Annotated in this window: 23 protein-coding genes; 14 read left to right on the forward strand and 9 right to left on the reverse strand. The window is 60.8% G+C overall.

The window, feature by feature from the left end; all coding sequences use genetic code 11:
• The 5 genes from mlaD to murA are packed head-to-tail and all read left to right on the forward strand — an operon-like array spanning position 1 to position 2,934.
• Complete coding sequence (gene mlaD, locus AB5Z02_RS11340) at positions 1-498, forward strand: outer membrane lipid asymmetry maintenance protein MlaD (protein WP_005336348.1); 498 nt, start codon at positions 1-3, stop codon at positions 496-498.
• 2 nt (positions 499-500) lie between these two features.
• A complete protein-coding gene (locus tag AB5Z02_RS11345) occupies positions 501-1,133 on the forward strand; it encodes a phospholipid-binding protein MlaC (RefSeq protein ID WP_005336350.1) in 633 nt (210 codons plus the stop codon).
• On the forward strand, positions 1,130-1,402 hold the full coding sequence (locus tag AB5Z02_RS11350) for a lipid asymmetry maintenance protein MlaB (protein WP_005336352.1): 273 nt from the start codon (positions 1,130-1,132) through the stop codon (positions 1,400-1,402). The genes AB5Z02_RS11345 and AB5Z02_RS11350 overlap by 4 nt, the downstream gene beginning before the upstream one ends.
• Positions 1,402-1,659, forward strand: coding sequence for a BolA family iron metabolism protein IbaG (gene ibaG / locus AB5Z02_RS11355; protein WP_005306001.1), 258 nt, complete (start codon positions 1,402-1,404; stop codon positions 1,657-1,659). Before AB5Z02_RS11350 ends, ibaG begins: the two co-directional genes overlap by 1 nt.
• Positions 1,660-1,677: 18 nt before the next feature.
• Positions 1,678-2,934, forward strand: coding sequence for a UDP-N-acetylglucosamine 1-carboxyvinyltransferase (gene murA, locus AB5Z02_RS11360; protein WP_005336355.1), 1,257 nt, complete (start codon positions 1,678-1,680; stop codon positions 2,932-2,934).
• A gap of 87 nt (positions 2,935-3,021) precedes the next feature.
• Here the strand turns inward: murA and pmbA are convergent, their stop codons facing one another.
• Complete coding sequence (pmbA, locus tag AB5Z02_RS11365; RefSeq protein ID WP_368216012.1) at positions 3,022-4,365, reverse strand: metalloprotease PmbA; 1,344 nt, start codon at positions 4,363-4,365, stop codon at positions 3,022-3,024.
• Positions 4,366-4,479: 114 nt separating this feature from the next.
• Between pmbA and yjgA the strand changes: the two genes are divergently transcribed.
• Together yjgA and AB5Z02_RS11375 are read left to right on the forward strand one after the other, a co-directional pair.
• On the forward strand, positions 4,480-5,004 hold the full coding sequence (yjgA, locus tag AB5Z02_RS11370) for a ribosome biogenesis factor YjgA (RefSeq protein WP_005336359.1): 525 nt from the start codon (positions 4,480-4,482) through the stop codon (positions 5,002-5,004).
• 396 nt (positions 5,005-5,400) lie between these two features.
• Positions 5,401-6,183 (forward strand): gamma-glutamyl-gamma-aminobutyrate hydrolase family protein, encoded by a 783-nt coding sequence (locus tag AB5Z02_RS11375; RefSeq protein ID WP_368216013.1) that lies wholly within the window; start codon positions 5,401-5,403, stop codon positions 6,181-6,183.
• Between the two features lie 12 nt (positions 6,184-6,195).
• Here the strand turns inward: AB5Z02_RS11375 and AB5Z02_RS11380 are convergent, their stop codons facing one another.
• Positions 6,196-6,579 carry a hypothetical protein gene (locus AB5Z02_RS11380; protein ID WP_040069030.1) on the reverse strand — a complete coding sequence of 128 codons (384 nt, stop codon included), beginning with the start codon at positions 6,577-6,579 and terminating at the stop codon, positions 6,196-6,198.
• A 145-nt stretch (positions 6,580-6,724) separates the two neighbouring features.
• Between AB5Z02_RS11380 and AB5Z02_RS11385 the strand changes: the two genes are divergently transcribed.
• Both AB5Z02_RS11385 and AB5Z02_RS11390 read left to right on the forward strand, forming a co-directional pair.
• On the forward strand, positions 6,725-8,251 hold the full coding sequence (locus AB5Z02_RS11385; RefSeq protein ID WP_021231830.1) for a cyclic nucleotide-binding domain-containing protein: 1,527 nt from the start codon (positions 6,725-6,727) through the stop codon (positions 8,249-8,251).
• 45 nt (positions 8,252-8,296) lie between these two features.
• A complete protein-coding gene (locus AB5Z02_RS11390) occupies positions 8,297-8,695 on the forward strand; it encodes an STY0301 family protein (protein WP_005336367.1) in 399 nt (132 codons plus the stop codon).
• Between the two features lie 76 nt (positions 8,696-8,771).
• Here the strand turns inward: AB5Z02_RS11390 and AB5Z02_RS11395 are convergent, their stop codons facing one another.
• The 6 genes from AB5Z02_RS11395 to AB5Z02_RS11420 form a co-directional block, all read right to left on the reverse strand.
• Positions 8,772-9,482, reverse strand: a complete 711-nt coding sequence (locus tag AB5Z02_RS11395) for an HAD-IA family hydrolase (protein WP_368216014.1) — start codon at positions 9,480-9,482, stop codon at positions 8,772-8,774.
• A 32-nt stretch (positions 9,483-9,514) separates the two neighbouring features.
• Entirely contained in the window at positions 9,515-10,480 is a 966-nt protein-coding gene (gene xerC, locus AB5Z02_RS11400) for a tyrosine recombinase XerC (RefSeq protein ID WP_231720008.1), read from the reverse strand.
• The gene (locus AB5Z02_RS11405) at positions 10,473-11,153 is read right to left on the reverse strand and encodes a DUF484 family protein (protein ID WP_231720009.1); all 681 of its coding nucleotides are present in this window, start codon (positions 11,151-11,153) and stop codon (positions 10,473-10,475) included. Before AB5Z02_RS11405 ends, xerC begins: the two co-directional genes overlap by 8 nt.
• A 91-nt stretch (positions 11,154-11,244) precedes the next feature.
• The gene (dapF, locus tag AB5Z02_RS11410; protein WP_005336371.1) at positions 11,245-12,075 is read right to left on the reverse strand and encodes a diaminopimelate epimerase; all 831 of its coding nucleotides are present in this window, start codon (positions 12,073-12,075) and stop codon (positions 11,245-11,247) included.
• Between the two features lie 185 nt (positions 12,076-12,260).
• The gene (gene lysA / locus AB5Z02_RS11415; RefSeq protein WP_335817905.1) at positions 12,261-13,511 is read right to left on the reverse strand and encodes a diaminopimelate decarboxylase; all 1,251 of its coding nucleotides are present in this window, start codon (positions 13,509-13,511) and stop codon (positions 12,261-12,263) included.
• 32 nt (positions 13,512-13,543) lie between these two features.
• A complete protein-coding gene (locus AB5Z02_RS11420) occupies positions 13,544-13,720 on the reverse strand; it encodes a lipoprotein (protein ID WP_019444858.1) in 177 nt (58 codons plus the stop codon).
• 73 nt (positions 13,721-13,793) lie between these two features.
• Between AB5Z02_RS11420 and cyaY the strand changes: the two genes are divergently transcribed.
• Positions 13,794-14,108 (forward strand): iron donor protein CyaY, encoded by a 315-nt coding sequence (gene cyaY, locus AB5Z02_RS11425; RefSeq protein ID WP_069554181.1) that lies wholly within the window; start codon positions 13,794-13,796, stop codon positions 14,106-14,108.
• The gene (locus tag AB5Z02_RS11430) at positions 14,105-14,758 is read left to right on the forward strand and encodes an alpha/beta hydrolase (RefSeq protein WP_120416089.1); all 654 of its coding nucleotides are present in this window, start codon (positions 14,105-14,107) and stop codon (positions 14,756-14,758) included. Before cyaY ends, AB5Z02_RS11430 begins: the two co-directional genes overlap by 4 nt.
• 65 nt (positions 14,759-14,823) lie before the next feature.
• On the opposite strand, the gene AB5Z02_RS11435 is transcribed toward AB5Z02_RS11430, so the two are convergent.
• The gene (locus AB5Z02_RS11435) at positions 14,824-17,343 is read right to left on the reverse strand and encodes a class I adenylate cyclase (RefSeq protein ID WP_368216015.1); all 2,520 of its coding nucleotides are present in this window, start codon (positions 17,341-17,343) and stop codon (positions 14,824-14,826) included.
• Between the two features lie 323 nt (positions 17,344-17,666).
• On the opposite strand from AB5Z02_RS11435, the gene hemC reads away from it, so the two are divergent.
• Genes hemC through AB5Z02_RS11450 form a run of 3 tightly spaced genes read left to right on the forward strand, consistent with a single transcriptional unit; the run spans position 17,667 to position 20,373 of the window.
• A complete protein-coding gene (gene hemC / locus AB5Z02_RS11440; protein WP_139495464.1) occupies positions 17,667-18,596 on the forward strand; it encodes a hydroxymethylbilane synthase in 930 nt (309 codons plus the stop codon).
• Positions 18,593-19,327: a uroporphyrinogen-III synthase gene (locus tag AB5Z02_RS11445; RefSeq protein ID WP_213387569.1), complete on the forward strand. Its 735-nt coding sequence runs from the start codon at positions 18,593-18,595 to the stop codon at positions 19,325-19,327. Before hemC ends, AB5Z02_RS11445 begins: the two co-directional genes overlap by 4 nt.
• Positions 19,324-20,373: a uroporphyrinogen-III C-methyltransferase gene (locus tag AB5Z02_RS11450; protein ID WP_076495577.1), complete on the forward strand. Its 1,050-nt coding sequence runs from the start codon at positions 19,324-19,326 to the stop codon at positions 20,371-20,373. The genes AB5Z02_RS11445 and AB5Z02_RS11450 overlap by 4 nt, the downstream gene beginning before the upstream one ends.
• Positions 20,374-20,379 lie beyond the last annotated feature (6 nt).

The following is a 20,379-nucleotide window of genomic DNA, read 5'->3' on the forward strand; positions in this document are numbered from 1 at the left end:
ATGAAGTTCAGCAAAGTAGAATTCCTGGTCGGCACCTTCATGCTGGCTGGCATCGGTGCCATTCTGGCACTGGCCCTGCAAGTGGCCGGTTTGAGCTTCAAACCGGAAGGAGAAACCTATACCCTGCGCGCGCATTTCGATAATATCGGCGGCCTGAAAGTCCGTTCGCCGGTCAAGGTCGGCGGCGTGGTGGTCGGTCGGGTCAGCGACATCGTACTGGACCCGAAAACCCAGGTGCCCGAAGTGACCCTGATGATGCAAAAGAGCGCTGGCGAGTTTGCCGATACCAGCTCCCTCTCCATCCTCACCTCCGGTCTGCTCGGCGAGCAGTACATCGGTCTGGCCCCCGGCTTCAGCGATGAGGAGATGGGCACCGAGATGCTCAAGGATGGCGACCTGATTGAAGACACAAAATCCGCCATCGTGCTGGAAGATCTGATTGGCAAGTTCCTCTACAGCCAATCCTCCGACAGCAAATCAGACAGCAAGAAGGAGTAATCATGTTCAAGAAAATCGCCCTGCTGCTGGGTCTGATGACCAGCATGCTCTTTTCCCTGTCTGCCCAGGCCGCAGTCGATGCCACCGACCCCAATGCGCTGGTGGATCAGGCTGCCAAGCAGACCTTTGCCCGCCTGAAAGCCGATCAGGCCCAGGTGAAAAGCAATCCGGATCACCTGCGGGTAATCATCCGCGAAGAGCTGCTGCCCTATGTGGACAACCGCTTCGCCGCCTACAAGGTGCTTGGCAACCAGATTAAAGAGACCACCGAAGCGCAGCGCAATGCTTTCGTCGAGGTGTTCACCGAGTACATGGTGAGCTCCTACGCCGATGCGCTGGCCCATTTTGACAAGCAGACCGTCAAGGTCGAGCCGGGCAAAGCTCCCAGCGGCAACATCACCGCCGTCAACGTCAGCGTGAAAGAGGCCGGCAAGCCGGACATCTTCCTTGAGTTCAAGCTGCGCAAGAACAACAAGACCGGCGAGTGGAAAGCTTTCGACATGGTGGCAGAGGGGATCAGCCTGCTCTCCGCCAAACAGAGCGAGCTCGGCGGTTTGATCCGCCAGAACGGCATCGATGCGGTGATCGCCCAGTTGCGCGAACACAACGCCAAGCCGCTGGTACTCAAACCATGACCCTCAGCGGTGAGCTGCAGGCGCCACAGGTCAATGACCTGTGGCAACGCCGCGCCGAATGGTGGCAGGACGACCAGCTCGAGCTCGGCGGCGTCACCACCCTCGACTCTGCCGGACTGGCCCTGCTGGTCAAATGGGCCAAAGCTGTATTAGCGCGAGGCGCCACACCGCAACTGGTGGGCGCCTCCAGTGATTTCTATACCCTGGCCAACCTCTACGGGGTGGCCGGGCTGTTTCAGTCAACCCCGCTCACAACTGAGGACGCATAATGCAAGTCTCTGAAATTGAAGCGATACTCCTTGAGGCTCTGCCATTGTCCGAAGTCCATGTCAAAGGGGACGGTAGTCACTACCAAGTGATCGCCGTCGGTGACATGTTTGACGGCATGAGCCGGGTCAAGAAGCAGCAGGCCATCTATGCCCCGCTGATGGACAAGATCGCCAGCAACGCCATTCACGCCCTCTCCATCAAGGCGTTCACCGACGCCGAGTGGAAACGCGAACGTAAATTCCTATTGCCCTCCTGATTTGGTAACGAAGTAAAAATGGACAAATTCAAAATCGATGGTCGTTGTACTCTCAACGGCGAAGTGACCATCTCCGGCGCCAAAAACGCCGCGCTGCCGATCCTGTTCGCGACCCTGCTCTGTGATGAAGAGGTACACCTCTCCAACGTGCCGCGCCTGAAAGATGTGGGCACCACCATCAAGCTGCTGGAGATGCTGGGCGCGACCACCAAGGTCAACGGCAACGTCACCGTGCTGACCGGTGCGGTGAACAACCACGTCGCCCCCTACGAGCTGGTGAAGACCATGCGCGCCTCCATTCTGGCGCTGGGCCCGCTCGCAGCCCGTTTCGGCGCGGCTGATGTCTCCCTGCCAGGCGGTTGCGCCATCGGTGCCCGTCCGGTCAACCTGCACGTCCACGGCCTGGAGCTGATGGGAGCCAAGATCACCATCGAAGATGGTTACATCAAGGCCCGTGTCGATGGTCGCCTGAAAGGCGCCCACATCCTGATGGATATGGTCTCCGTGACCGGTACCGAAAACCTGATGATGGCTGCGACCCTGGCTGATGGCCGCACCGTGATCGAAAACGCCGCGCGCGAGCCGGAAGTAGTCGATCTGGCCAACTTCCTCAATACCCTGGGTGCTAAGATCCAGGGTGCGGGCACCGACACCCTGACCATCGACGGTGTCGAGCGTCTGCACGGCGGCAACTACAGCGTGCAGCCTGACCGCATCGAAACCGGAACCTTCCTGGTGGGCGCAGCGGTCACCGGCGGCAAGATTACCTGCCGCAAGACCGACCCGACCCTGCTGGAAGCGGTACTGGTCAAGCTGGAAGAGGCTGGCGCCCTGATTGAGAAGGGTGAAGACTGGATCACCCTCGACATGACTGGCCGCACCCTCAAGCCGGTCACCATCAAGACTGCCCCCTACCCGGCCTTCCCGACCGACATGCAGGCACAGTTCACTGTGCTGAACGCCGTCGCCAAAGGCACCGGCATGGTCACCGAGACCATCTTCGAGAACCGCTTCATGCACGTTCCCGAACTGGTACGGATGGGTGCAGACATCGAACTGCAGGGCAATGTGGCTATCTGCCGTGACACCGAGCAGCTCAAGGGTGCCCAGGTGATGGCGACCGATCTACGCGCCTCCGCCAGTCTGGTGCTGGCCGGCTTCGTGGCCGAAGGCTCCACCATCGTCGACCGTATCTATCACATCGACCGTGGCTACGAAGACATCGAGCAGAAGCTGCAGGGTCTGGGCGGCCGCATCGAGCGCATCAAGGGCTGATCGCCCCCTGATCGCAGGCCGATAAAAAGGCCCCCTCGCGTTGGCGAGGGGGCCTTTTTCATGGTTTCGGTTCTGTTGAAACCGGGATCAGTGACCCGCCAGCTTCATATTCTCTACCAGCACCGAGCCGGTCTTGAGGCTGGAGCGCTCATCTTCGTCACAGCCCACCGCCACGATATGGCTGAACATCTCGGCCAGATTGCCGGCGATGGTGATCTCCTCGACCGGATAGGCTATCTCGCCATTCTCGACCCAGAAGCCGGCGGCGCCGCGGGAGTAGTCACCATTGACGATATTGACCCCCTGCCCCATCAGCTCGGTCACCAGCAGACCGGTGCCCATCTCTTGCAGCATGCCCTGAAAATCCTGGCCGGTATTGGAGACCTGCCAGTTGTGGATGCCACCGGCGTGACCCGTAGTGGTCAGCCCCAGCTTGCGCGCAGAGTAGGAGGTAAGCAGCCAGCTCATCAGCTCGCCGTTACGGATGATATCCATGTCGCGGGTACGCACCCCTTCCCCATCAAACGGAGTACTGGCGAGCCCGCCAAGCAGGTGGGGGAACTCCTGAATGGTGAGCCACTCGGGCAGGATCTGCTTGCCCAATTTGTCGAGCAGGAAGCTCGACTTGCGATAGAGGTTGCCACCGCTGATGGCCATCACCAGATGGCCCCACAGGCCAGAGGCTGTGTCAGGGTGGAACAGCACAGGCGCATGGCGGGTAGAGATCTTGCGGGCGCCGAGGCGGGAGACGGTACGCTCCACCGCCTCATCGGCAATACGCTGCGGGCTCCAGAGCCCGTCGAGGGTACGGCTGGAGGAGTAGCCGTAATCCCGTTGCATATCGCCATCCTGCTCGCCGATCAGCACGCAGCTCAGTGAGTTGCGCGATGCCGCATAACCTTTGACGAAGCCGTGGCTGTTGCCATAGACCTTGATGCCGAGATGGCTGGAGAAACCGGCGCCGTCGGAGTGCTTGATACGGGCATCGCGACCAAGCGCCAGCCGCTCGCACTCGATGGCCAGTTCGATGCCGCGTTGGGGATCCAGTTCGATTTGGTGGCACAGTTGCAGATCGGGGGCATCCCAGGCCAGCAGCTCGGCGTCCGCCAAACCGGCGCAATCATCGGCCGAGGTGTGGCGGGCAATCTCGATGGCCGCTTCGACGGCGGCACGAATGGCCGACGGACTCAGATCCGTGGTGGAGGAGGAACCCTTGCAACCATCGCGATAGACGGCGATACCGAGGGCGCCATCCTTATTGAATTCAATGCTTTCCAGTTCACAACCCCGGGTGTTCACCGACAACCCGGTCTGCTTGCTGATGGAGACTTCGGCCAGCGAGGCGCCCAGTCCTTTGGCTATCTCCAGGGCTTCGGCAACCACGGCCTCGAGATGGGCTTGATCCTGGCGGATTTGGTCTTGCTGATCCATAACTCACATCTGTATGAAAGAAGGAAAGGGGGGTAAGCATATCAGACCCCTGCGCCCAGCGGGAGAAGCTGGTAACATATCCGCCAAACGTGAATGACAGGAATCAAGAGACCGATGAGTCAATATCAAGACGACAACGAGTTCGAAGACTGGGGCCCCAGCAAGAGCCAGCTCAAGCGCGATGCCGAAGCATTGCAGAAAATGGGGGAAGAGATCGTCTCCCTCAGCCACAGCGAGCTGGAAAAAATCCCGTTGGATGAAGAGCTTGCAGAAGCTGTCGAGCTGGGTCGCAAACTCAAGCCGAAGAAGGATGAGTCCTTCCGTCGCCATCTGCAGTTCATCGGCCGCCTGATGCGCAGCCGCGATATCGAGCCGATTGCCGAAGCGCTCTCCATCATCAAGAACCGTCACTCCACCGTGAATGCACGCCTGCATCGGCTGGAGCAGTGGCGCGAGCGCCTGATCACCGAAGGTGACAGCGCCCTCAACGAGCTGATGTCCCAGTTCCACGAGCTGGATCGCCAGAAGCTGCGCCAGCTGATCCGCTCCGCCAACAAGGAGCGGGAGCTGAACAAGCCGCCGGTCGCCTACCGCGAGATGTACCAGTATCTGCGCGGCGAGATCGAAGACCTGCTGTGACCCCCGAAACACGCCTCCCCTTGCGGAGGCGTGCTTCTATTGATGCCTTTTCCTCTCCATATCCCCCGCCATCCCTGCGCGTTTAATATATCCACCATTTTGCTACCCCAACCATAACAGCTCATCTCAACAACCCCGTTAAATCGCCGCTTAAGAGCAGTTCAAGATAAACCCGTTAACAATTTAGCATCATTTTGTTTGACATATTGAACGGCCTTGGCAGACTGAAGAGAGGATCCAGGCTGTCGCTGCCCAGGCTGACCAACGATTCTGCCACCCGGCCCGACGCGGGATCCCATGACCATGCCTTGAGGCATGCCCTTGCCCTGCCGGTTTGCAAGGGCCTGCCCAAGGCGCAGGATGAGACTTCAACGCCAAGGATAATCAAGGTGCCCTATGCCAAATCCCCAGCCTCCCGCTCCCCGTAAACCTGTCGTGCTGATGACCATGGGGGCCCAGCCCCGCAACGGCCACGCCTATCAGGTGATGACCCACAAATACATCATGCCGCTGGTGGAGATAAGCGGCTGCGTCCCGCTGCTGGTACCCACCTGCTGCGGCACCGCCGATCTGGAGCAGTATCTGGATCTCGCCGATGGGGTCTATCTGAGCGGCGCCGGTTCCAACATCGATCCGGCCCTCTACGGTCAGGAGAACCTCACGCCAGAAAAACAGCAAGACAGGGATCGCGACCTGTTCGATCTGCCCCTCATCAAGGGGGCGCTCGCCCGTGGCTTACCGATCCTCGGGATCTGCCGCGGCATGCAGGAGATCAACGTAGCGCTGGGGGGAGACATCCATCAGAAGGTCTATAACGAGCCGGGTTATGACGATCACCGGGAGGATGCCGACGATCCGGTCGACGAGCAGTATGGGCCGAGCCATCAGATCAAACTGCTGCCCGGCAGCTGGTTTGCCGAACTGATGGAGGAAGAACAGATTCCGGTCAACTCCCTGCATGGACAGGGCATCAACCGGTTGGGGAAGGATCTGGAGCCGTTGGCCCACGCAGAAGATGGGCTGATCGAGGCACTTCATGCCCCCGCACTGTCACCCTTTTTGCTGGCAGTGCAGTGGCATCCGGAGTGGAAGGCCAATGAAAACCCCCACTCCATCAAGATATTTCAAGCCTTTGGCGATGCCTGCCGCCAGCGCTGTGCATTGATGGCAGCGAGTTAATCCCTCATCGATTCAGTCGCCAAACCCGCGCGCCTTGAGCTTGGGCAGTCCGCCCCGCTCGGGGCGCAGGGTACGGCAGATATCCATCCCCTTGAGCCCGCGCTGGATATGGTCAGGCGAATGGCCAAACACCATGCCGTTGCTGCGGTAGAGGTTGTTGTCATCCAGCTCGAACTTCTCACCACCGATCAGCAACTGCTCACGACCATTGACCGTGTCACCCCGCTTGATGGGCACCTTCATATCACTCAGCACCTCGCCGGTGGCACACCCCTCGCGCCAGCGCGCCTCGCTGGAGAAGGGGGTAATGGCTATTTCACGCCAGGAGCCATCCCGGAATTCGACCCGATACTTCTCGGCCAGCAGGTCGCAGCCCGCCAATGGCAACAGAGCCATCAAACAGATGATTTTCTTTGAAAATTTCACTCAATCGCACTCCTTTGCCCGGTTCTGCACAGGATAAATAAATTGCCGCCCCAACGCACCATTTCCCCGCGCCGCAGCAGCTATGCTGGAAATAAAACCACAATAAGGTGCTGCTATGGCTGGCGAAAACCTCACCGCGCTACCGACGCTGATCTGGATTGGCGAACACCCGTTCTGGACCCTGCTCACCCTCTCCCTGATGCTGATCCACTTCTGGCGCCGTCCGGGACAGCGACGGGAGCTGCTCTCCGAGCTCAGTTTCGTGATGATTAGCGCGGTGGTGATCCTGCTGATCCAGCTGGAAGGGGGCTGGTTCAAACTGCCGCTGCCCCATCAATTGCTGATCGAGATCTCCACCCTCTTAGCCGGCCTGATACTGGTCAAGATATGGGGGATCCTGCTGTTCGAGTTTCTGCTCCCCCTCTGCCATGTGCGGATCCCGCGGATCATCGCCGATATCGTCATCACCATCGGCTATATCGGCTGGGGTCTGTTTCGCCTCTACGCCTCCGGCATGGCGCTCGGAGAGATAGTCACCACCTCGGCGGTCATCACCGCGGTTATCGCCTTCGCCATGCAGGACACCCTGGGCAACCTGCTGGCCGGGGTCTCCATTCAGCTCGACAACTCCATCGCCATCGGTGACTGGCTGCAAGTCGACACCACCCAGGGCCGGGTGGTGGAGATCAACTGGCGTGCCACCACCATCGAGACCCGCAACTGGGAGACAGTCGTCATCCCCAACAGCCACCTGCTTAAACAGCGCTTCACCGTGCTCGGGCGTCGCCGTGGCGAACCCTTGCAGTGGCGGCGCTGGGTCTGGTTCGATCTGACCCTGGATACCCTGCCGACCCAGATCATCGCGCTGATCGAGAAATCCCTGCGGGAGACCAAGCTCCCCTGTGTCGCCAAGCATCCGCAACCGGACTGCCTGCTGATGAATGTCGAGGGGGGCATCGCCCGCTATGCGGTGCGCTACTGGCTCACTGACCTGGCTCGCGACGATCCGACCGACTCCATGGTGCGCAGCCTGATCGATGCCGCCCTGCGCCGCAACGATCGCCGCCTCACCCCGCCGATCTTCAACGTCTTTATGGCCAAGGAGAAGCAGCATCTGGATGCCCGCCACAAGCGCCACACCGCCGAACGAACCGATACCCTGCGCAAGCTGCCGCTGTTTGCCATGTTGCAGGAGAATGAGCTGCTTCAGCTGGCCGATCAGGTGAAGTTCGCCCCCTTCGTCAGCGGCGACATCATGCTGGAGCAGGGAGATGTCTCCAGCTGGCTGTTCGTACTGGTCAAAGGGGAAGCCGAGATGGTGGTCAATGTCGAAGGGCGAGAGCTGAAGCTTGGTACGCTCAACGCGGGAGACTTTTTTGGCGAACTGAGCCTGCTCACCGGCGAGCCCAGCTCCTTCACGGTGCGGGCGGTGGCCACCGTCGAAACCTATCGCATCAATCAGGCAATGTTTCAGGAGTTGGTGATGCAGCGCGAGTCGCTGGTCGAGCCCCTCTACCGGGTGCTGAGCGACCGCCAGCAGGAGCAGCGGGCGCTGCTGGAGCGGGAGGCGGAAGCCATGAAGCAACCACCACAACAGCTTGATCTGCTTGATAAACTGATGAAGCTGTTCGGCGGAAGATGACGTAGCATGGCATCGTATTGAGGACGTGAAGAGAGAACCGCAGCCATGTTACTGACTACCCTGGCCCTTGCCGCCAGCCTGCAATTTGATTGTCCCGCCACCATCGAGACTCGCCAGCAGCTGCTGACCCCGCAGCAGGGCTGGCAAGCGTTCACTCGCAATGACGATGGCAAACCGGACGAAACCCTCAGCCACCGGCTCGATAATCTGGCCCTGTTCGACGGAGATCCTGCCGAACTGGCCCAACTCAAACCGGATAATGGCGACAGCGACGAGATCCACTACTGGAGCCAGCTCGATAGCAGCCTGCGCCCCCTCTATCTGGTCTGCCGCTATCAGAACAGCGCCATCACCCTGCAGCAGGCGCTGCCCGTCGGTATCAGTTACTGCCGCGTCAACCAGCGCGACCGCTACACCCTGCTCGGGCTGGTTTGTCGCAAATAGTGATCCTGGATGGTTACCTGTAACAGCCATCTACCGGTAATCATTGCCGCCTGAGCGTGGCCATCCGCCAGCGCCATCAGAGCAGCAGCTCGGCCAGCTCCTCCAGTGCCATCAGCTCAACGTCCGGCAACAGTTGCAGCTGTTGCCACGGTTGCTGCCGCTCGTTGAGCCAGGCGGCGCGAAAGCCGTGCAAACGGGCACCCAGCACATCGGTCTCGGGATGATCCCCCACATGGAGGATCCGCTCTGCTGGCAGCTTGAGGGTACTGCGGGTCTGCTCAAACATATCCGGTGCCGGTTTCATTCTGGCGCCCGCCCCAGCCTTGCAGACCAGCGTGAAGTAGCGATCCAGCCCTGCCTGCGCCAGATCCAGATTGCCGTTGGTGATGACCACCAGCGGGTAGCGTTCGGCCAGTCTGGCCAGCAGCTGATGAGTGGACTCGCTCACCTCGATCTTCGAGCGCTCTGCCAGAAACGCAGCAAAGACCTGCTCCGCCTCGCGGCTGGCCTGCTGGTCGGCCATCCCCCCCTCGACCATGGCGGTACGGATGGTCTGCTGACGCGCCAGGCTGACATCGTGGCGCAGCTCGGGGTTGGCCAGCAACACGGCGCGTTTTAACTCCAGCCAGCGCGGCTTGTCGAGCATCGCGGTAGCCAGATATTCGCTACGCAGATGGCTCAGCATCCACTGCTCGGCGCGCACGATGGCGGGGCCGTTGTCATAGAGGGTGTCATCGAGGTCAAACGAGATGGCAGCAACCGGCTGCCAGCGGCGATAGAAGTGCATGGACTCTCCTCTGCAACGGTGCTCAGGGCCCGTTATTCATCATCCTGCGCATCCGGGTCACGCTTGGCCCTGGGGTGAGCGCTGTCGTAGACCTTGGCCAGATGCTGGAAGTCGAGGTGGGTATAGATCTGGGTGGTGGAGAGGTCGGCATGTCCCAGCAGCTCCTGCACTGCCCGCAGATCGCCGGAAGACTCGAGCATATGGGTGGCGAAGCTGTGGCGCAGCTTGTGGGGATGGACGTGGGCGTTGAGCGCCTGCTTGTTGCCCCAGCCATCGAGGCGGGCCTGCACCGAGCGGGCCGACAGCCGCTGCTTGCGGCTGGAGACAAACAGCGCCTCGCTCTCATCCCCGGCCAGCAGCGGGCGCACCTTGAGCCACTTCTGCAGCCACTCGACCGCCATCCGGCCGATGGGCAGCACCCGCTCCCGCGAGCCCTTGCCGGTCACCTTGAGCTGGCGGTCGTCGAGCTTCAGATCCACCAGATTGATCCCCACCAGCTCGGCCAGACGCAGCCCTGAGGAGTACATCAGCTCCATGATGGCGCGATCCCGCACCGCCAGCGGATCCTGCTCGTCGGTGATGTTGAGCAGCTGGTGCATCTCGTCCACATCGAGGTTTTTCGGCAGCGGCCGCCCCTGTTTCGGGGTGACGATGCCACGGGCCGGATTGGCGGTCAGTCGCCCCTGCCGCACCTGCCAGTCGCAATAGCTGCGCAGGGCCGAGACCTTGGTGGAAAGGGAACGAGGAGCAAGGCCTCCCTTGTGCATCCGGGTCACCAGAGTGCGCACCTGACTCGCCTCGAGCCGACCCCAGTCAGTGAGCCCGAGGGCCACCAGCTCGGCGGTCATCGCCTCCAGATGGGCTTGATAGTTATTGCGGGTATGAGGGCTGAGCTGACGCTCAACCCTCAGGTATTCGATAAAGGCCGCCAGCTCGTCAGCCAGTGCCGCAGGCAGTGGCGGTGCGACGACGGGAGCTTTGGCCGGTGTTCTAGCCATGAGTCAACTCGGGCAGACGCAGTTGCAGCAGGCGCCCCAGTTGGCCCAGCAGCAGGGTGTCGTTGTGGGGAGTAAAGTGGCCGGGATCCGAGCTGGCGAAGGCCAGCACACCGAGATCGCCGAGCCGCATCAGGGCCACCGAGTTGACCAGCACATCGTGGCCAAACAGCGCCTGCTTCTCGCTCTGGCTCAAGCGGCCAAAGTAGTAATCCTGCCCCGGCAGACGCTGACCCAGCAGGGATTCGAGCTGCTTGCCCTGTGCCAGAAAGCGCTGCTCGGGCCCGCTCAGGGCAAACTTCTTGGGATTGAGCCAGAGCCGCAGCCCGGTCAGGCGCAGCCGCTGGACAAAGGCCTTGCCCATCACGGCACTCACCTCGAACAGGGTCTGGCAACCGTACAGCTCGCCGTAGAGATCGGCATAGACCCGGAAGATCCGCTCGTTCTCGCTGGCGATCCCCATCAATTCGGTGATCTCCTGCTCCAGCTGTTCGATCCGCTCGCGCTGACGCTCCAGCTGACGCTCGACCAGCGAGACCGACCCTTTGCGTTCATGGGGAATGCGGATCCGGTCCAGCACGGTGGCATGGCGTTGGAAAAACTCGGGATAACGGGCCAGGTACTCCAGCACAGTGGCTTCATCCACCGATTGCTCCTGCCGTTTGAGTTCGCTCATAAATTGGTTGATCCATCAGAGAAATGGGGCTCGCTGCCCCGACATCATGGGCAAAGGGGGCCAACGCCCCCCGTACCTGAACCTTTATCGGCTAAACCTCTATCTGGCCGTCAAACACATGCTCGGCAGGACCTGTCATATAGACCGGCTGGCCCGGCCCCTTCCAGGCGATGGTCAGCTTGCCGCCCGGCAGACTGACGGTGACCCGCTCCTTGAGCTTGCCCTGACTGATGCCAATCACCGCCGCCGCACAGGCACCGGTGCCGCAGGCCAGGGTCTCGCCACAGCCCCGCTCGAATACACGCAGCTTAATCTCGGTGGCATTGACCATCTCCATGAAGCCAACGTTGACCCGCTCGGGAAAACGCTCGTGGCGCTCCATGATGGCACCGAGCGTCTCGACCGGCGCATCGGCGACCGAAGGCACCTCGATGACGCAGTGGGGATTGCCCATGGAGACCACGCCACACATCACGGTATGCTCCTGCGCCCGCAGCAGATAGGTTTTCTCTGCCTTCTGGGCCCGGAACGGGATCTTGCCCGGCTCAAACTGGGGAACCCCCATGTTGACCGTGACCTGGTTCTCCCCCTCCAGCTGCAACACGATGCGACCCCGGGCGGTACTGACCGCGATGCGATCCCGGTTTATCAGCCCCTTGAGACGCACGAAACGGGCAAAACAGCGGGCACCGTTGCCACACTGCTCCACCTCGCTGCCATCGGCATTGAAAATGCGATAGTGAAAGTCGAGTTCAGGGTCATAGGGCGGCTCCACCAGCAGCAGCTGGTCAAAGCCGATCCCGAAGTGGCGATCTGCCAGCTTCTTGATGACGTCATTGCTGAAAAATACCTTCTGGGTGACGCCATCCACCACCATGAAGTCGTTGCCCAAGCCATGCATCTTGGAAAAATCTATCAACATCGTGCATTCCTGTGCTGTTAGGGCTGTAAAAATTCACCGAACCAAGGGTCGCCAAGCGCCATGAAGTCGTTGTCCAAAGCCACATGCATCCTGGAACAATCTATCCACATCGTGCATTCCTGTGCTGTCAGGGCTGTAAAAACTCACCGTCAACCGTTATGAAATCATTGTCCCAGCCTGCGCCATCAGGGCAGCAGGTGCTCACCGCGCCAGAGATCGGCCAACTGCTCACGCTCGCGGATCAGGTGTGCTTCGGCACCATCCACCAGCACTTCGGCGGCACGGGGACGGGTGTTGTAGTTGGATGACATGGTAAAGCCGTAGGCACCGGCCGAACGCACCGCCAGCAGCGACCCCTCGGCAATGGCCAGGGTGCGCTCCTTGCCGAGGAAGTCACCGGTCTCGCACACCGGGCCCACCACGTCATAGAGCGCGGGAACATGGCCGGCACGACTATCCACTTCGATGATGTTCATCCAGGCGCCGTAGAGCGAGGGGCGCAGCATGTCGTTCATGCCTGCATCGATCAGCGCGAAGTTGCGGGTCTCGCCCGGTTTCAGGTACTCGACCCGGGTCAGCAGCACACCGGCATTGGCGACGATGGCACGGCCCGGCTCGAACAGCAGGGTCAGATCCCGGCCCGCCAGCTTCTGCTTGAGCGCTTCGGCATACTCGGTCGGATGGGGTGGCTGCTCGGAACCGTAGTTGACCCCAAGGCCGCCCCCCACGTCCAGATGGTGGATATGAATGCCTTCTGCAGCCAGACCGTCGATCAGCCGCAGCAACTTGTCAGCCGCTTCCATAAAGGGATTCAATTCAGTGAGTTGCGAGCCGATATGGCAATCCACCCCGACGATCTCGATGTTCGCCATCGCGGCCGCCTTGCGATAGATGGCTGGCGCCAGCTCGATGGGAATGCCGAACTTGTTCTGCTTGAGGCCAGTGGAGATATAGGGGTGAGTACCGGCATCGATATCCGGATTGACCCGAACCGAGACGCGAGCCTTCTTGCCCATACTGCCCGCCACCCGATTGAGGCGCTCCAGCTCGGCCTCCGACTCCAGATTGAAGCAGAGGATCTCTTTATCCAGCGCCAGGCGCATCTCCGCTTCACTCTTGGCCACGCCTGAAAAGACCACCTTGGCCGGATCACCGCCCGCCGCAAGAACCCGCGACAGCTCGCCACCGGAGACGATGTCAAACCCCGAGCCCAGTCGGGCCAGCAGGTTGAGCAGCGCCAGGTTCGAGTTGGCCTTCACCGCATAGCAGATCAGATGGGGAATATCGCCAGCGGCCTTGTCGAAGGCGTGCCAGTGGCGCTCGAGGGTCGCACGGGAGTAGACGTAAAGCGGGGTACCGTACTGCTCGGCAAGCTGTTGCAGCGAGGTTTGCTCGGCCTGAAGCTGGCCGTCGGCGTCGTAGTTAAAGTGATCCAAGGGGGCGGTTCCTTCCTAGAATGGGTGCGGCATTAGTGCGGCGCGGCCTCGGTGGCAGCCTCAGTGGTCGCAGGCGGTGCTGCTTGCGGTGTACTCTGGCTCTGTGGCTGCTCGGGGGGCGGCATATAGAGCGGCCCCTTCAGACCGCACGCGGCCAACCCGAGGGACAGAAGAGTGGCAAGCAGACACTTGGTGAACTGAGTGATCATAATGGTTCGCTGCGAAAAATTTTTTGGCCCTCTATAATCGCACTCACATTGTTAAAAGCAACAGGATAAACCGATGAAGGATCACGAGTATCACGCCCTGACAGACGCCTTTTTCCAATATGTGGAAGACACGCTCGACGAGGGGTATCCGGATATCGACTGCGAACGCAACGGCGGCGTATTGACCCTCTCTTTCGAGAACAAGACCAAGGTCATCATCAACAAGCAGGAGCCACTGCACCAGATTTGGGTCGCCACCCGCGAGAACGGCTTCCACTTCGAACTGCAGGGTGACACCTGGATCGACAACCGCTTCGGCCACGAGCTCAAGGCGCTGCTGAGCCAATCCTGCACCGCCCAGGCGGGCGAAGAGGTGGTGTTCCCATGATCGACCTGCACCCGCAGGGCGCCCGTCACGCGGTGATCTGGCTGCACGGGCTGGGTGATTCCGGCGCCGGTCTCGCCCCGCTGGTGGACGCGCTGGACCTGCCCGCCGAGCTACCGGTACGTCACCTGCTGCCGGATGCCCCCGAGCGCCCCATCACCATTAACATGGGCTACAAGATGCGCGGTTGGTACGACATCAAGAGCTTCGAGGATCCCGCCGAGCGGGCCGTTGAGTCCCATGTCCGTGAATCGGCCGACCAGATTGCCGCCCTGCTCGATCAGCTGGTGGCCGACGGGTTTGCCCCCGAGCATATTGTGCTGGCAGGTTTCTCTCAGGGCGGGGTGATTGCCTCCTTCACCGCGCTGCGCTTTCAGGCAACGCTGGCGGGCCTGCTCTGCATGTCCACCTATCTGGCCGCCCCCGACAAGCTGCTCGGAGAAATAAGCGAGGCTGCTCGCACCCTGCCCATCTGCTACATGCACGGCATCTACGACGATGTGGTGAGCCTGTCGCTGGGTTGGGATGCCAAGAACCGGCTGGAAAGCGCCGGGCTCGCCCCCGAGTGGCACGAGTACCCGATGCGTCACGAGATCTGTCGTCCGCAGCTGGGCGACATTCGCAGCTGGCTGCTGGCTCGCCTCGGGGCCTGAGCTACCCGATAAAGCAAACGGCCTGCATCTGCAGGCCGTTTTTTATGGCGATTCCAACTGGCGGGTCAGCCCACTTCCCGGGTGGGCGGCACCTGCTCGCGCAGAGTGCCCTGACTGCGATAGGGAATCACATCCAGCTCGCCGTTCACTTGTACTATCTCGTAGTACTGGGGCAGGTTGAAGTTGATGAACTGACCGTCATCGCTGAACCGCTCGTGATTGGAGGTATAGAAGCGGTTGACACCCGCCACCAGCTCATCCTTGTTGCCGGCGAAGTGCTGGTAGATCTCCACCCGGTTCGCCTCATCGAGGATGTAGATGTTGGTGCCCGCATCCCGGGTATCGAAGAAGAACTGCACCAACCCTTCGCTGGCGTAGGCATCGACGATGCTCGGCAGATGCTGGCTGTGGGTCTTGTCGAGCCGCAGCGGCAGGTGATCCAGCTTGTTGTGGGAGATGTGACGGTAAAAATCGATGGCGTTTTCCAGCTTCTTCACCGACACCCCGCGCCGCTCGAAGAAGATGCCGTACTTCTCGCGGCCAAGGGCCATGGTCTTGACCAGCTGCTGTTTGTCGCGGGCCAGCCGCAGATCGATACACTCCGCCACCAAGGTCTGGAAGCGGGAGCGCACCAGAGAGCGGAAGTGCTGGCTGTAGCAGAACACCTCGATCATCTCGGGGGCGGCGGCATCCTGATGCATCTTGCCGAGGATGGTGGTGAGGGCATCGACCACGGCTTCATCCCCCTGGAAGTGCAGGGTACGGATCTCGCTCCAGGAGTTGCGATAGACCAGATCCACCGAGCCGACCAGACACTCCTGATTGCGACCGAACGAGAAGACATCCACGGTGTTGGCGTCAAACTCGATCACCTGACCGACCCAATGGCTGGTCGGGTCCATCTCCAGATTGAGGAAGATGGAGAGCTGACGGATCTCGCACGGCCGACTGAGGGCCAGGTTGGTAGCGAGCGGGTACTTCTCGGGGAAGCAGCCGGAGAGATCGCGGCAGAACTGGTGCAGATTGTCGATGTGCAGATCCGAGCCCTGATTGAACAGGTGCACCCGCGACTGGGGTGTCAGCAGATCGTTGAAGTAGGCCCAGGAGACCAGCTTGCTGATGTAGCCGTTGAACTCCAGCGGCGCGCGGCCAATGATGTCCACCGGCTCCAGCGAATGTTTGTAGAGATACCAGCCGGCGCGGTTGAGGCGACCGTGGGGCACCTGCACGAAGCTGAGATCCGGCTCGCTGAGATCCGGCGCGATCTTGAGGTTGATGCGCTGCACCTTGCCCGGCAGGCTCTCGAACGCTGCGTAGAGTTTGCGCGACAAAATGCCGATATCTTCCGGGTTGATCGACTCGCTGATGTTGTTGCGGCGGGCGAACTGGATCAGGTTGCGGTAGCTCTGCATCAGGGCTTCCAGCAGCTCGGCATGAGCGATCTTCACCTCTTCGATCTTCCACTCATGGCGATGATCGAGTTGATAAAGTTTGTCCTGACTCCAGCCCCAGTAGGAGACCAGCTGGCTCATCTGCTCGCGACGCCACTCGGGGGAGTGATCATCCTTGGGATGGCTGAGCCCGTCGCACACCTTGAGGTAGAAGCAGCGGCGCACCAGATCGAGCCGCGCCATGTCGCCGATGGACTTGAGGTAGTTGGTCACCTTGTCCAGCATCAGACAGTAGTTGTCGAGCCGGTAGTGCATCCCCTCGTTGTGCTGGAACCAGTCGCGACCGATCATCGACAGCAGGCGGGTATTGGGATACTCGTGCGAGTAGGCTTCCATCAGCACCGACTTGAGCACCGCCTTGTAGGGGGAGTCGATCCCCTTGTAGAGCTGCCACAGGGCGGAGCCGAAATACTCTTCGGCCGGAATACGCTCAAAACTGCCGAGATCGAGCCAGTCGTCCTGCTTGAGCTTGCCGCTCTCGAACAGCTCGTTCACATACGCATCGTAGTGATCATCACACTCGGTGGGCACCAGATACCAGATCAAGCGTTTGCCCGCGATACGCATGGCACTGCGGTAGAACTCGTCGAGCAGCAGCAGGTGCTGGGCACTGCCGCAGCTCTCCCCCTGCATCTGGGCATCGTTGGTCTGGCGGAACTTGTCTTCTGGGATAAGGAAGAAGTTGAGATCGACCCCGCGCTGTTCGGCCCACTTGGAGAGTTGCTGGCATTTCAGCTCCAGCAGATCGAGCCGCTCCTGCGACAAACCGGCCACGTGGCAGACCCAGATATCGAGATCGGAGTGACAGCATTGACCGATGGAGGAGGTGCTGCCCATGGAGTAGAGCCCCTGAATGGCCCGATCATGGGTGGCAAGACCACTCTGACAGTTGGCGTTGCGACAGAGGTCATCGATAAAGGCTTGCTGCTCGGCGGTGGCGCTGAAGCTCCAGATGCCATGAGGGACATCACCGGAGACATAACCGGGCAGCAGGGGATGATTGAAGTGCAGCATGACAGGCAGCAGTTGGAATACCTGCTGCCCATAGCGACTCATGAGGCCTAACGCCCGTTGCGTCTTGAGACGGGTAATATCGTCATAACGCGCAACCAGCGTATCGATGTGTTCCTGCAATGCCCTGCCTATCACCTAAGTGAAAATGACGCACCAAAAGGGGGATACGTCAAAAAAGTGTGATCATGTTAACAATGCAAACAGCGGTGGTAAACAAGCCTTCAGCTAAACGCCAGATTATTTCTGGTATGACCACATCAAGTATCAGGGGAAATCATTAAATTCCAATACATTCAATGAATTAATCAACACCACTTGCTTAATGAAAATCATTTTCAGCATGCATTTTTGAGCTTGGCCCCGCTTTTGCCGGCTCCGCCATGAAAGCCCGGGCAAAGGGTGGTAATATCGATTTCCTTCTAAAAATGAAACAACTGATTGATATGGCAGCCCGAACCCTGAAAATTGCCACTCGCAAGAGCCCGCTGGCCCTGTGGCAGGCCAACTTTGTCAAAGACCGGCTCGAAGCCCTGCACCCGCAGTTGCAGGTCGAACTGGTGCCCATGAGCACTCAGGGTGACAAGATCCTCGATACCCCGCTGGCCAAGGTCGGTGGCAAGGGGTTGTTCGTCAAGGAGCTGGAGACCGCCATGCTGGAAGGGCGGGCCGATATCGCCGTTCACTCCATGAAAGATGTGCCGGTGGAGTTCCCCGAGGGGCTCGGTCTGCACACCATCTGCGAGCGAGAAGATCCCCGTGATGCCTTCGTTTCCAACCGTTTCAAGGCCATTGCCGAACTGCCGCAAGGGGCCGTGGTCGGCACCTCCAGCCTGCGTCGCCAGTGCCAGCTGCGCGCCGCCCGCCCGGATCTGGTGATCCGCGACCTGCGTGGCAACGTCAACACTCGCCTCGCCAAGCTGGATGCCGGTGAATACGACGCCATCATCCTCGCCGCCGCCGGTCTGAAACGACTGGAGATGGCGCACCGCATCACCGCCTTTATCGAGCCGGAGCAGAGCCTGCCTGCCAACGGTCAGGGCGCCGTCGGTATCGAATGCCGCCTCGACGATGTTGAACTGCACGCTCTGCTGGCGCCGCTGGAACACGCCGAGACCCGCGCCAGGGTGCTGACCGAGCGCGCCATGAATCGCGCCCTGCAAGGGGGATGTCAGGTTCCTATCGGTGCCTACGCACTGGTCGACGGCGAGCAGATCTGGCTGCGTGGCCTGGTGGGTAGCCCGGATGGCAGCCAGGTGATCCGCGACGAGATCCGCGGTCCGCTGGCCGATGGTGAGGCCCTCGGCGAGCAGTTGGCCCAGCGCCTGCTGGCCGCCGGTGCCGACGAGATCCTGGCCGAGGTCTACCGCGCATGACCCCGCTGGTGGTGCGTCCGGCCGCCCAGGCCGCCGAGCTGGTGCAGTTGCTGCGCCAGCACGGTCATGCACCACTCTGCTGCCCGCTGCTGGAAACCGTGGCGGGCAGCGAACTCCCTCTCCTGCCCGACCTGTTGCGCAGTGCTGACGCGGTTATCGCCGTCAGCATCCATGCTGTTCATTTTGCACACGATTTTCTGTTGCAAACTGGTCAGACCTGGCCACATATTGAGTACTTTGCGGTGGGTCAGGCCAGCGCAGATGCGTTTGCAGCCATAGGCATCACGGCAAGTTGCCCGGATGACCCGCGCAGCGAAGGGCTGCTGGCCCTGCCCGCCCTGCAGCAGATAGCAGGCAAACGGGTACTGATCCTGCGCGGCAATGGCGGGCGGGATCTCATTGCCAGCACGCTGGCCTCACGCGGTGCTCTGGTGCACTATTGTGCGGCCTATGAGCGCCACTACCCCGAGTTTGACGGGGACAGATTGACCCACCACTGGCAGGCAGCGGGGCTGGACAGCCTGCTCATTACCAGTGGTGAACTGCTGCAACGGCTGCTGGAGCTGGTTCCCGACCACCAGCGGCCCTGGCTTTTTGACCACCTGCTGGTGGTCCCCAGCCCGCGCGTGGCCGAGATGGCCAGCGCTGCGGGCTTTATCCATATCACGATTGCCCAAGGTGCATCCAACCAGGCCCTGACGGCCGCTCTGGAACTGAGGAAGATGGAATGACAGAACAACAAGAATCCCAGGTCAAACCCCAGCCGACCGCTGTGGTCAATGGCAGCAAGAGCCGCTCCGGTGCAGTACTGGGAGGGGTCGCCATCCTGCTGGCCCTTGGCCTGACCGGCGGTCTCTATCTGCACGGTCACAAGAATGCGGTAGCCCAGCAGGCCGAACTGGCCCAGCTCAAGCAGCAGCTGGCGAGCGCCCTGAGCAAGATCGACCAGACCAGCAGCAAGGATGCCGAGCAGCTGGCTGCGCTGGATCAAACCCAGCAGCGGCTGCAGGGGGAGATGCAGGGTCTACAGAACCGGGTACTGGATCTGAATGACAAGCGCCCCAACGACTGGATGCTGGCCGAATCCGAGTATCTGGTACGGATGGCGGGCCGCAAACTGTGGCTGGAGCATGACCTCGTCTCCGCCATCACCTTGCTCGGCAATGCCGACGAGCGGATCGCCGCCCTCAACGACCCCAGCCTGATGCCGATCCGCAAGGCGCTGGCCGAGGATATCGCCAAGCTCAAGGGGATGCCGCGCATCGACCGCGAGGGGCTGACCCTCAAGCTGGCCGCGCTGTCAGACCAGATCGAGCTGCTGCCCCTCTCCACCGTCAGCATGCCGGAAGCCAAGGCCGAGCCGGATCAGGCGGTCAGCACCAATCCCGACGAGTGGGAGAGCAATCTGAAGAAGAACTGGGTCAAGTTCACCGAGAACTTCGTCACCATCCGTCGCCGCGATGGCGCGGTCGAGGCGCTGCTCTCGCCGCAGCAGGAGATCTTCCTGCGTGAAAACCTCAAAACCAAGCTGTTGCAGGCCCAGCTCTCCGTCTATCGCGAGCAGCAGGCGCTCTACGAAGACAGCCTGGACAAGGCCCAACGCTGGCTGACCCAGTATTTCGACACCGACAACAGCGCCACCCGCTACATGCAGGGCGAGATCGACAAGCTCAAGGGTGAGCAGATCCAGATCGACTATCCGGCCCAGTTCAAGACCCAGGCCATGCTGGAGCAGGTACTGACCGAACGCCTGCAACGCATTCTGGCCAGCAGCTGAGGAGGG

It is taken from the genome of Aeromonas sp. R2-3, assembly GCF_040908375.1.
In the GTDB taxonomy this organism is placed as follows: Bacteria; Pseudomonadota; Gammaproteobacteria; order Enterobacterales; family Aeromonadaceae; genus Aeromonas; species Aeromonas veronii.

Excerpts from the sequence above, each read along its gene's own strand:
- mlaD (WP_005336348.1), top strand. The coding sequence starts at position 1 with ATGAAGTTCAGCAAAGTAGAATTCCTGGTCGGCACCTTCATGCTGGCT.
- AB5Z02_RS11345 (WP_005336350.1), top strand. The coding sequence starts at position 501 with ATGTTCAAGAAAATCGCCCTGCTGCTGGGTCTGATGACCAGCATGCTC.
- AB5Z02_RS11350 (WP_005336352.1), top strand. The coding sequence starts at position 1,130 with ATGACCCTCAGCGGTGAGCTGCAGGCGCCACAGGTCAATGACCTGTGG.
- ibaG (WP_005306001.1), top strand. The coding sequence starts at position 1,402 with ATGCAAGTCTCTGAAATTGAAGCGATACTCCTTGAGGCTCTGCCATTG.
- murA (WP_005336355.1), top strand. The coding sequence starts at position 1,678 with ATGGACAAATTCAAAATCGATGGTCGTTGTACTCTCAACGGCGAAGTG.
- pmbA (WP_368216012.1), bottom strand. The coding sequence starts at position 4,365 with ATGGATCAGCAAGACCAAATCCGCCAGGATCAAGCCCATCTCGAGGCC.
- yjgA (WP_005336359.1), top strand. The coding sequence starts at position 4,480 with ATGAGTCAATATCAAGACGACAACGAGTTCGAAGACTGGGGCCCCAGC.
- AB5Z02_RS11375 (WP_368216013.1), top strand. The coding sequence starts at position 5,401 with ATGCCAAATCCCCAGCCTCCCGCTCCCCGTAAACCTGTCGTGCTGATG.
- AB5Z02_RS11380 (WP_040069030.1), bottom strand. The coding sequence starts at position 6,579 with ATGGCTCTGTTGCCATTGGCGGGCTGCGACCTGCTGGCCGAGAAGTAT.
- AB5Z02_RS11385 (WP_021231830.1), top strand. The coding sequence starts at position 6,725 with ATGGCTGGCGAAAACCTCACCGCGCTACCGACGCTGATCTGGATTGGC.
- AB5Z02_RS11390 (WP_005336367.1), top strand. The coding sequence starts at position 8,297 with ATGTTACTGACTACCCTGGCCCTTGCCGCCAGCCTGCAATTTGATTGT.
- AB5Z02_RS11395 (WP_368216014.1), bottom strand. The coding sequence starts at position 9,482 with ATGCACTTCTATCGCCGCTGGCAGCCGGTTGCTGCCATCTCGTTTGAC.
- xerC (WP_231720008.1), bottom strand. The coding sequence starts at position 10,480 with ATGGCTAGAACACCGGCCAAAGCTCCCGTCGTCGCACCGCCACTGCCT.
- AB5Z02_RS11405 (WP_231720009.1), bottom strand. The coding sequence starts at position 11,153 with ATGAGCGAACTCAAACGGCAGGAGCAATCGGTGGATGAAGCCACTGTG.
- dapF (WP_005336371.1), bottom strand. The coding sequence starts at position 12,075 with ATGTTGATAGATTTTTCCAAGATGCATGGCTTGGGCAACGACTTCATG.
- AB5Z02_RS11420 (WP_019444858.1), bottom strand. The coding sequence starts at position 13,720 with ATGATCACTCAGTTCACCAAGTGTCTGCTTGCCACTCTTCTGTCCCTC.
- cyaY (WP_069554181.1), top strand. The coding sequence starts at position 13,794 with ATGAAGGATCACGAGTATCACGCCCTGACAGACGCCTTTTTCCAATAT.
- AB5Z02_RS11430 (WP_120416089.1), top strand. The coding sequence starts at position 14,105 with ATGATCGACCTGCACCCGCAGGGCGCCCGTCACGCGGTGATCTGGCTG.
- hemC (WP_139495464.1), top strand. The coding sequence starts at position 17,667 with ATGGCAGCCCGAACCCTGAAAATTGCCACTCGCAAGAGCCCGCTGGCC.
- AB5Z02_RS11445 (WP_213387569.1), top strand. The coding sequence starts at position 18,593 with ATGACCCCGCTGGTGGTGCGTCCGGCCGCCCAGGCCGCCGAGCTGGTG.
- AB5Z02_RS11450 (WP_076495577.1), top strand. The coding sequence starts at position 19,324 with ATGACAGAACAACAAGAATCCCAGGTCAAACCCCAGCCGACCGCTGTG.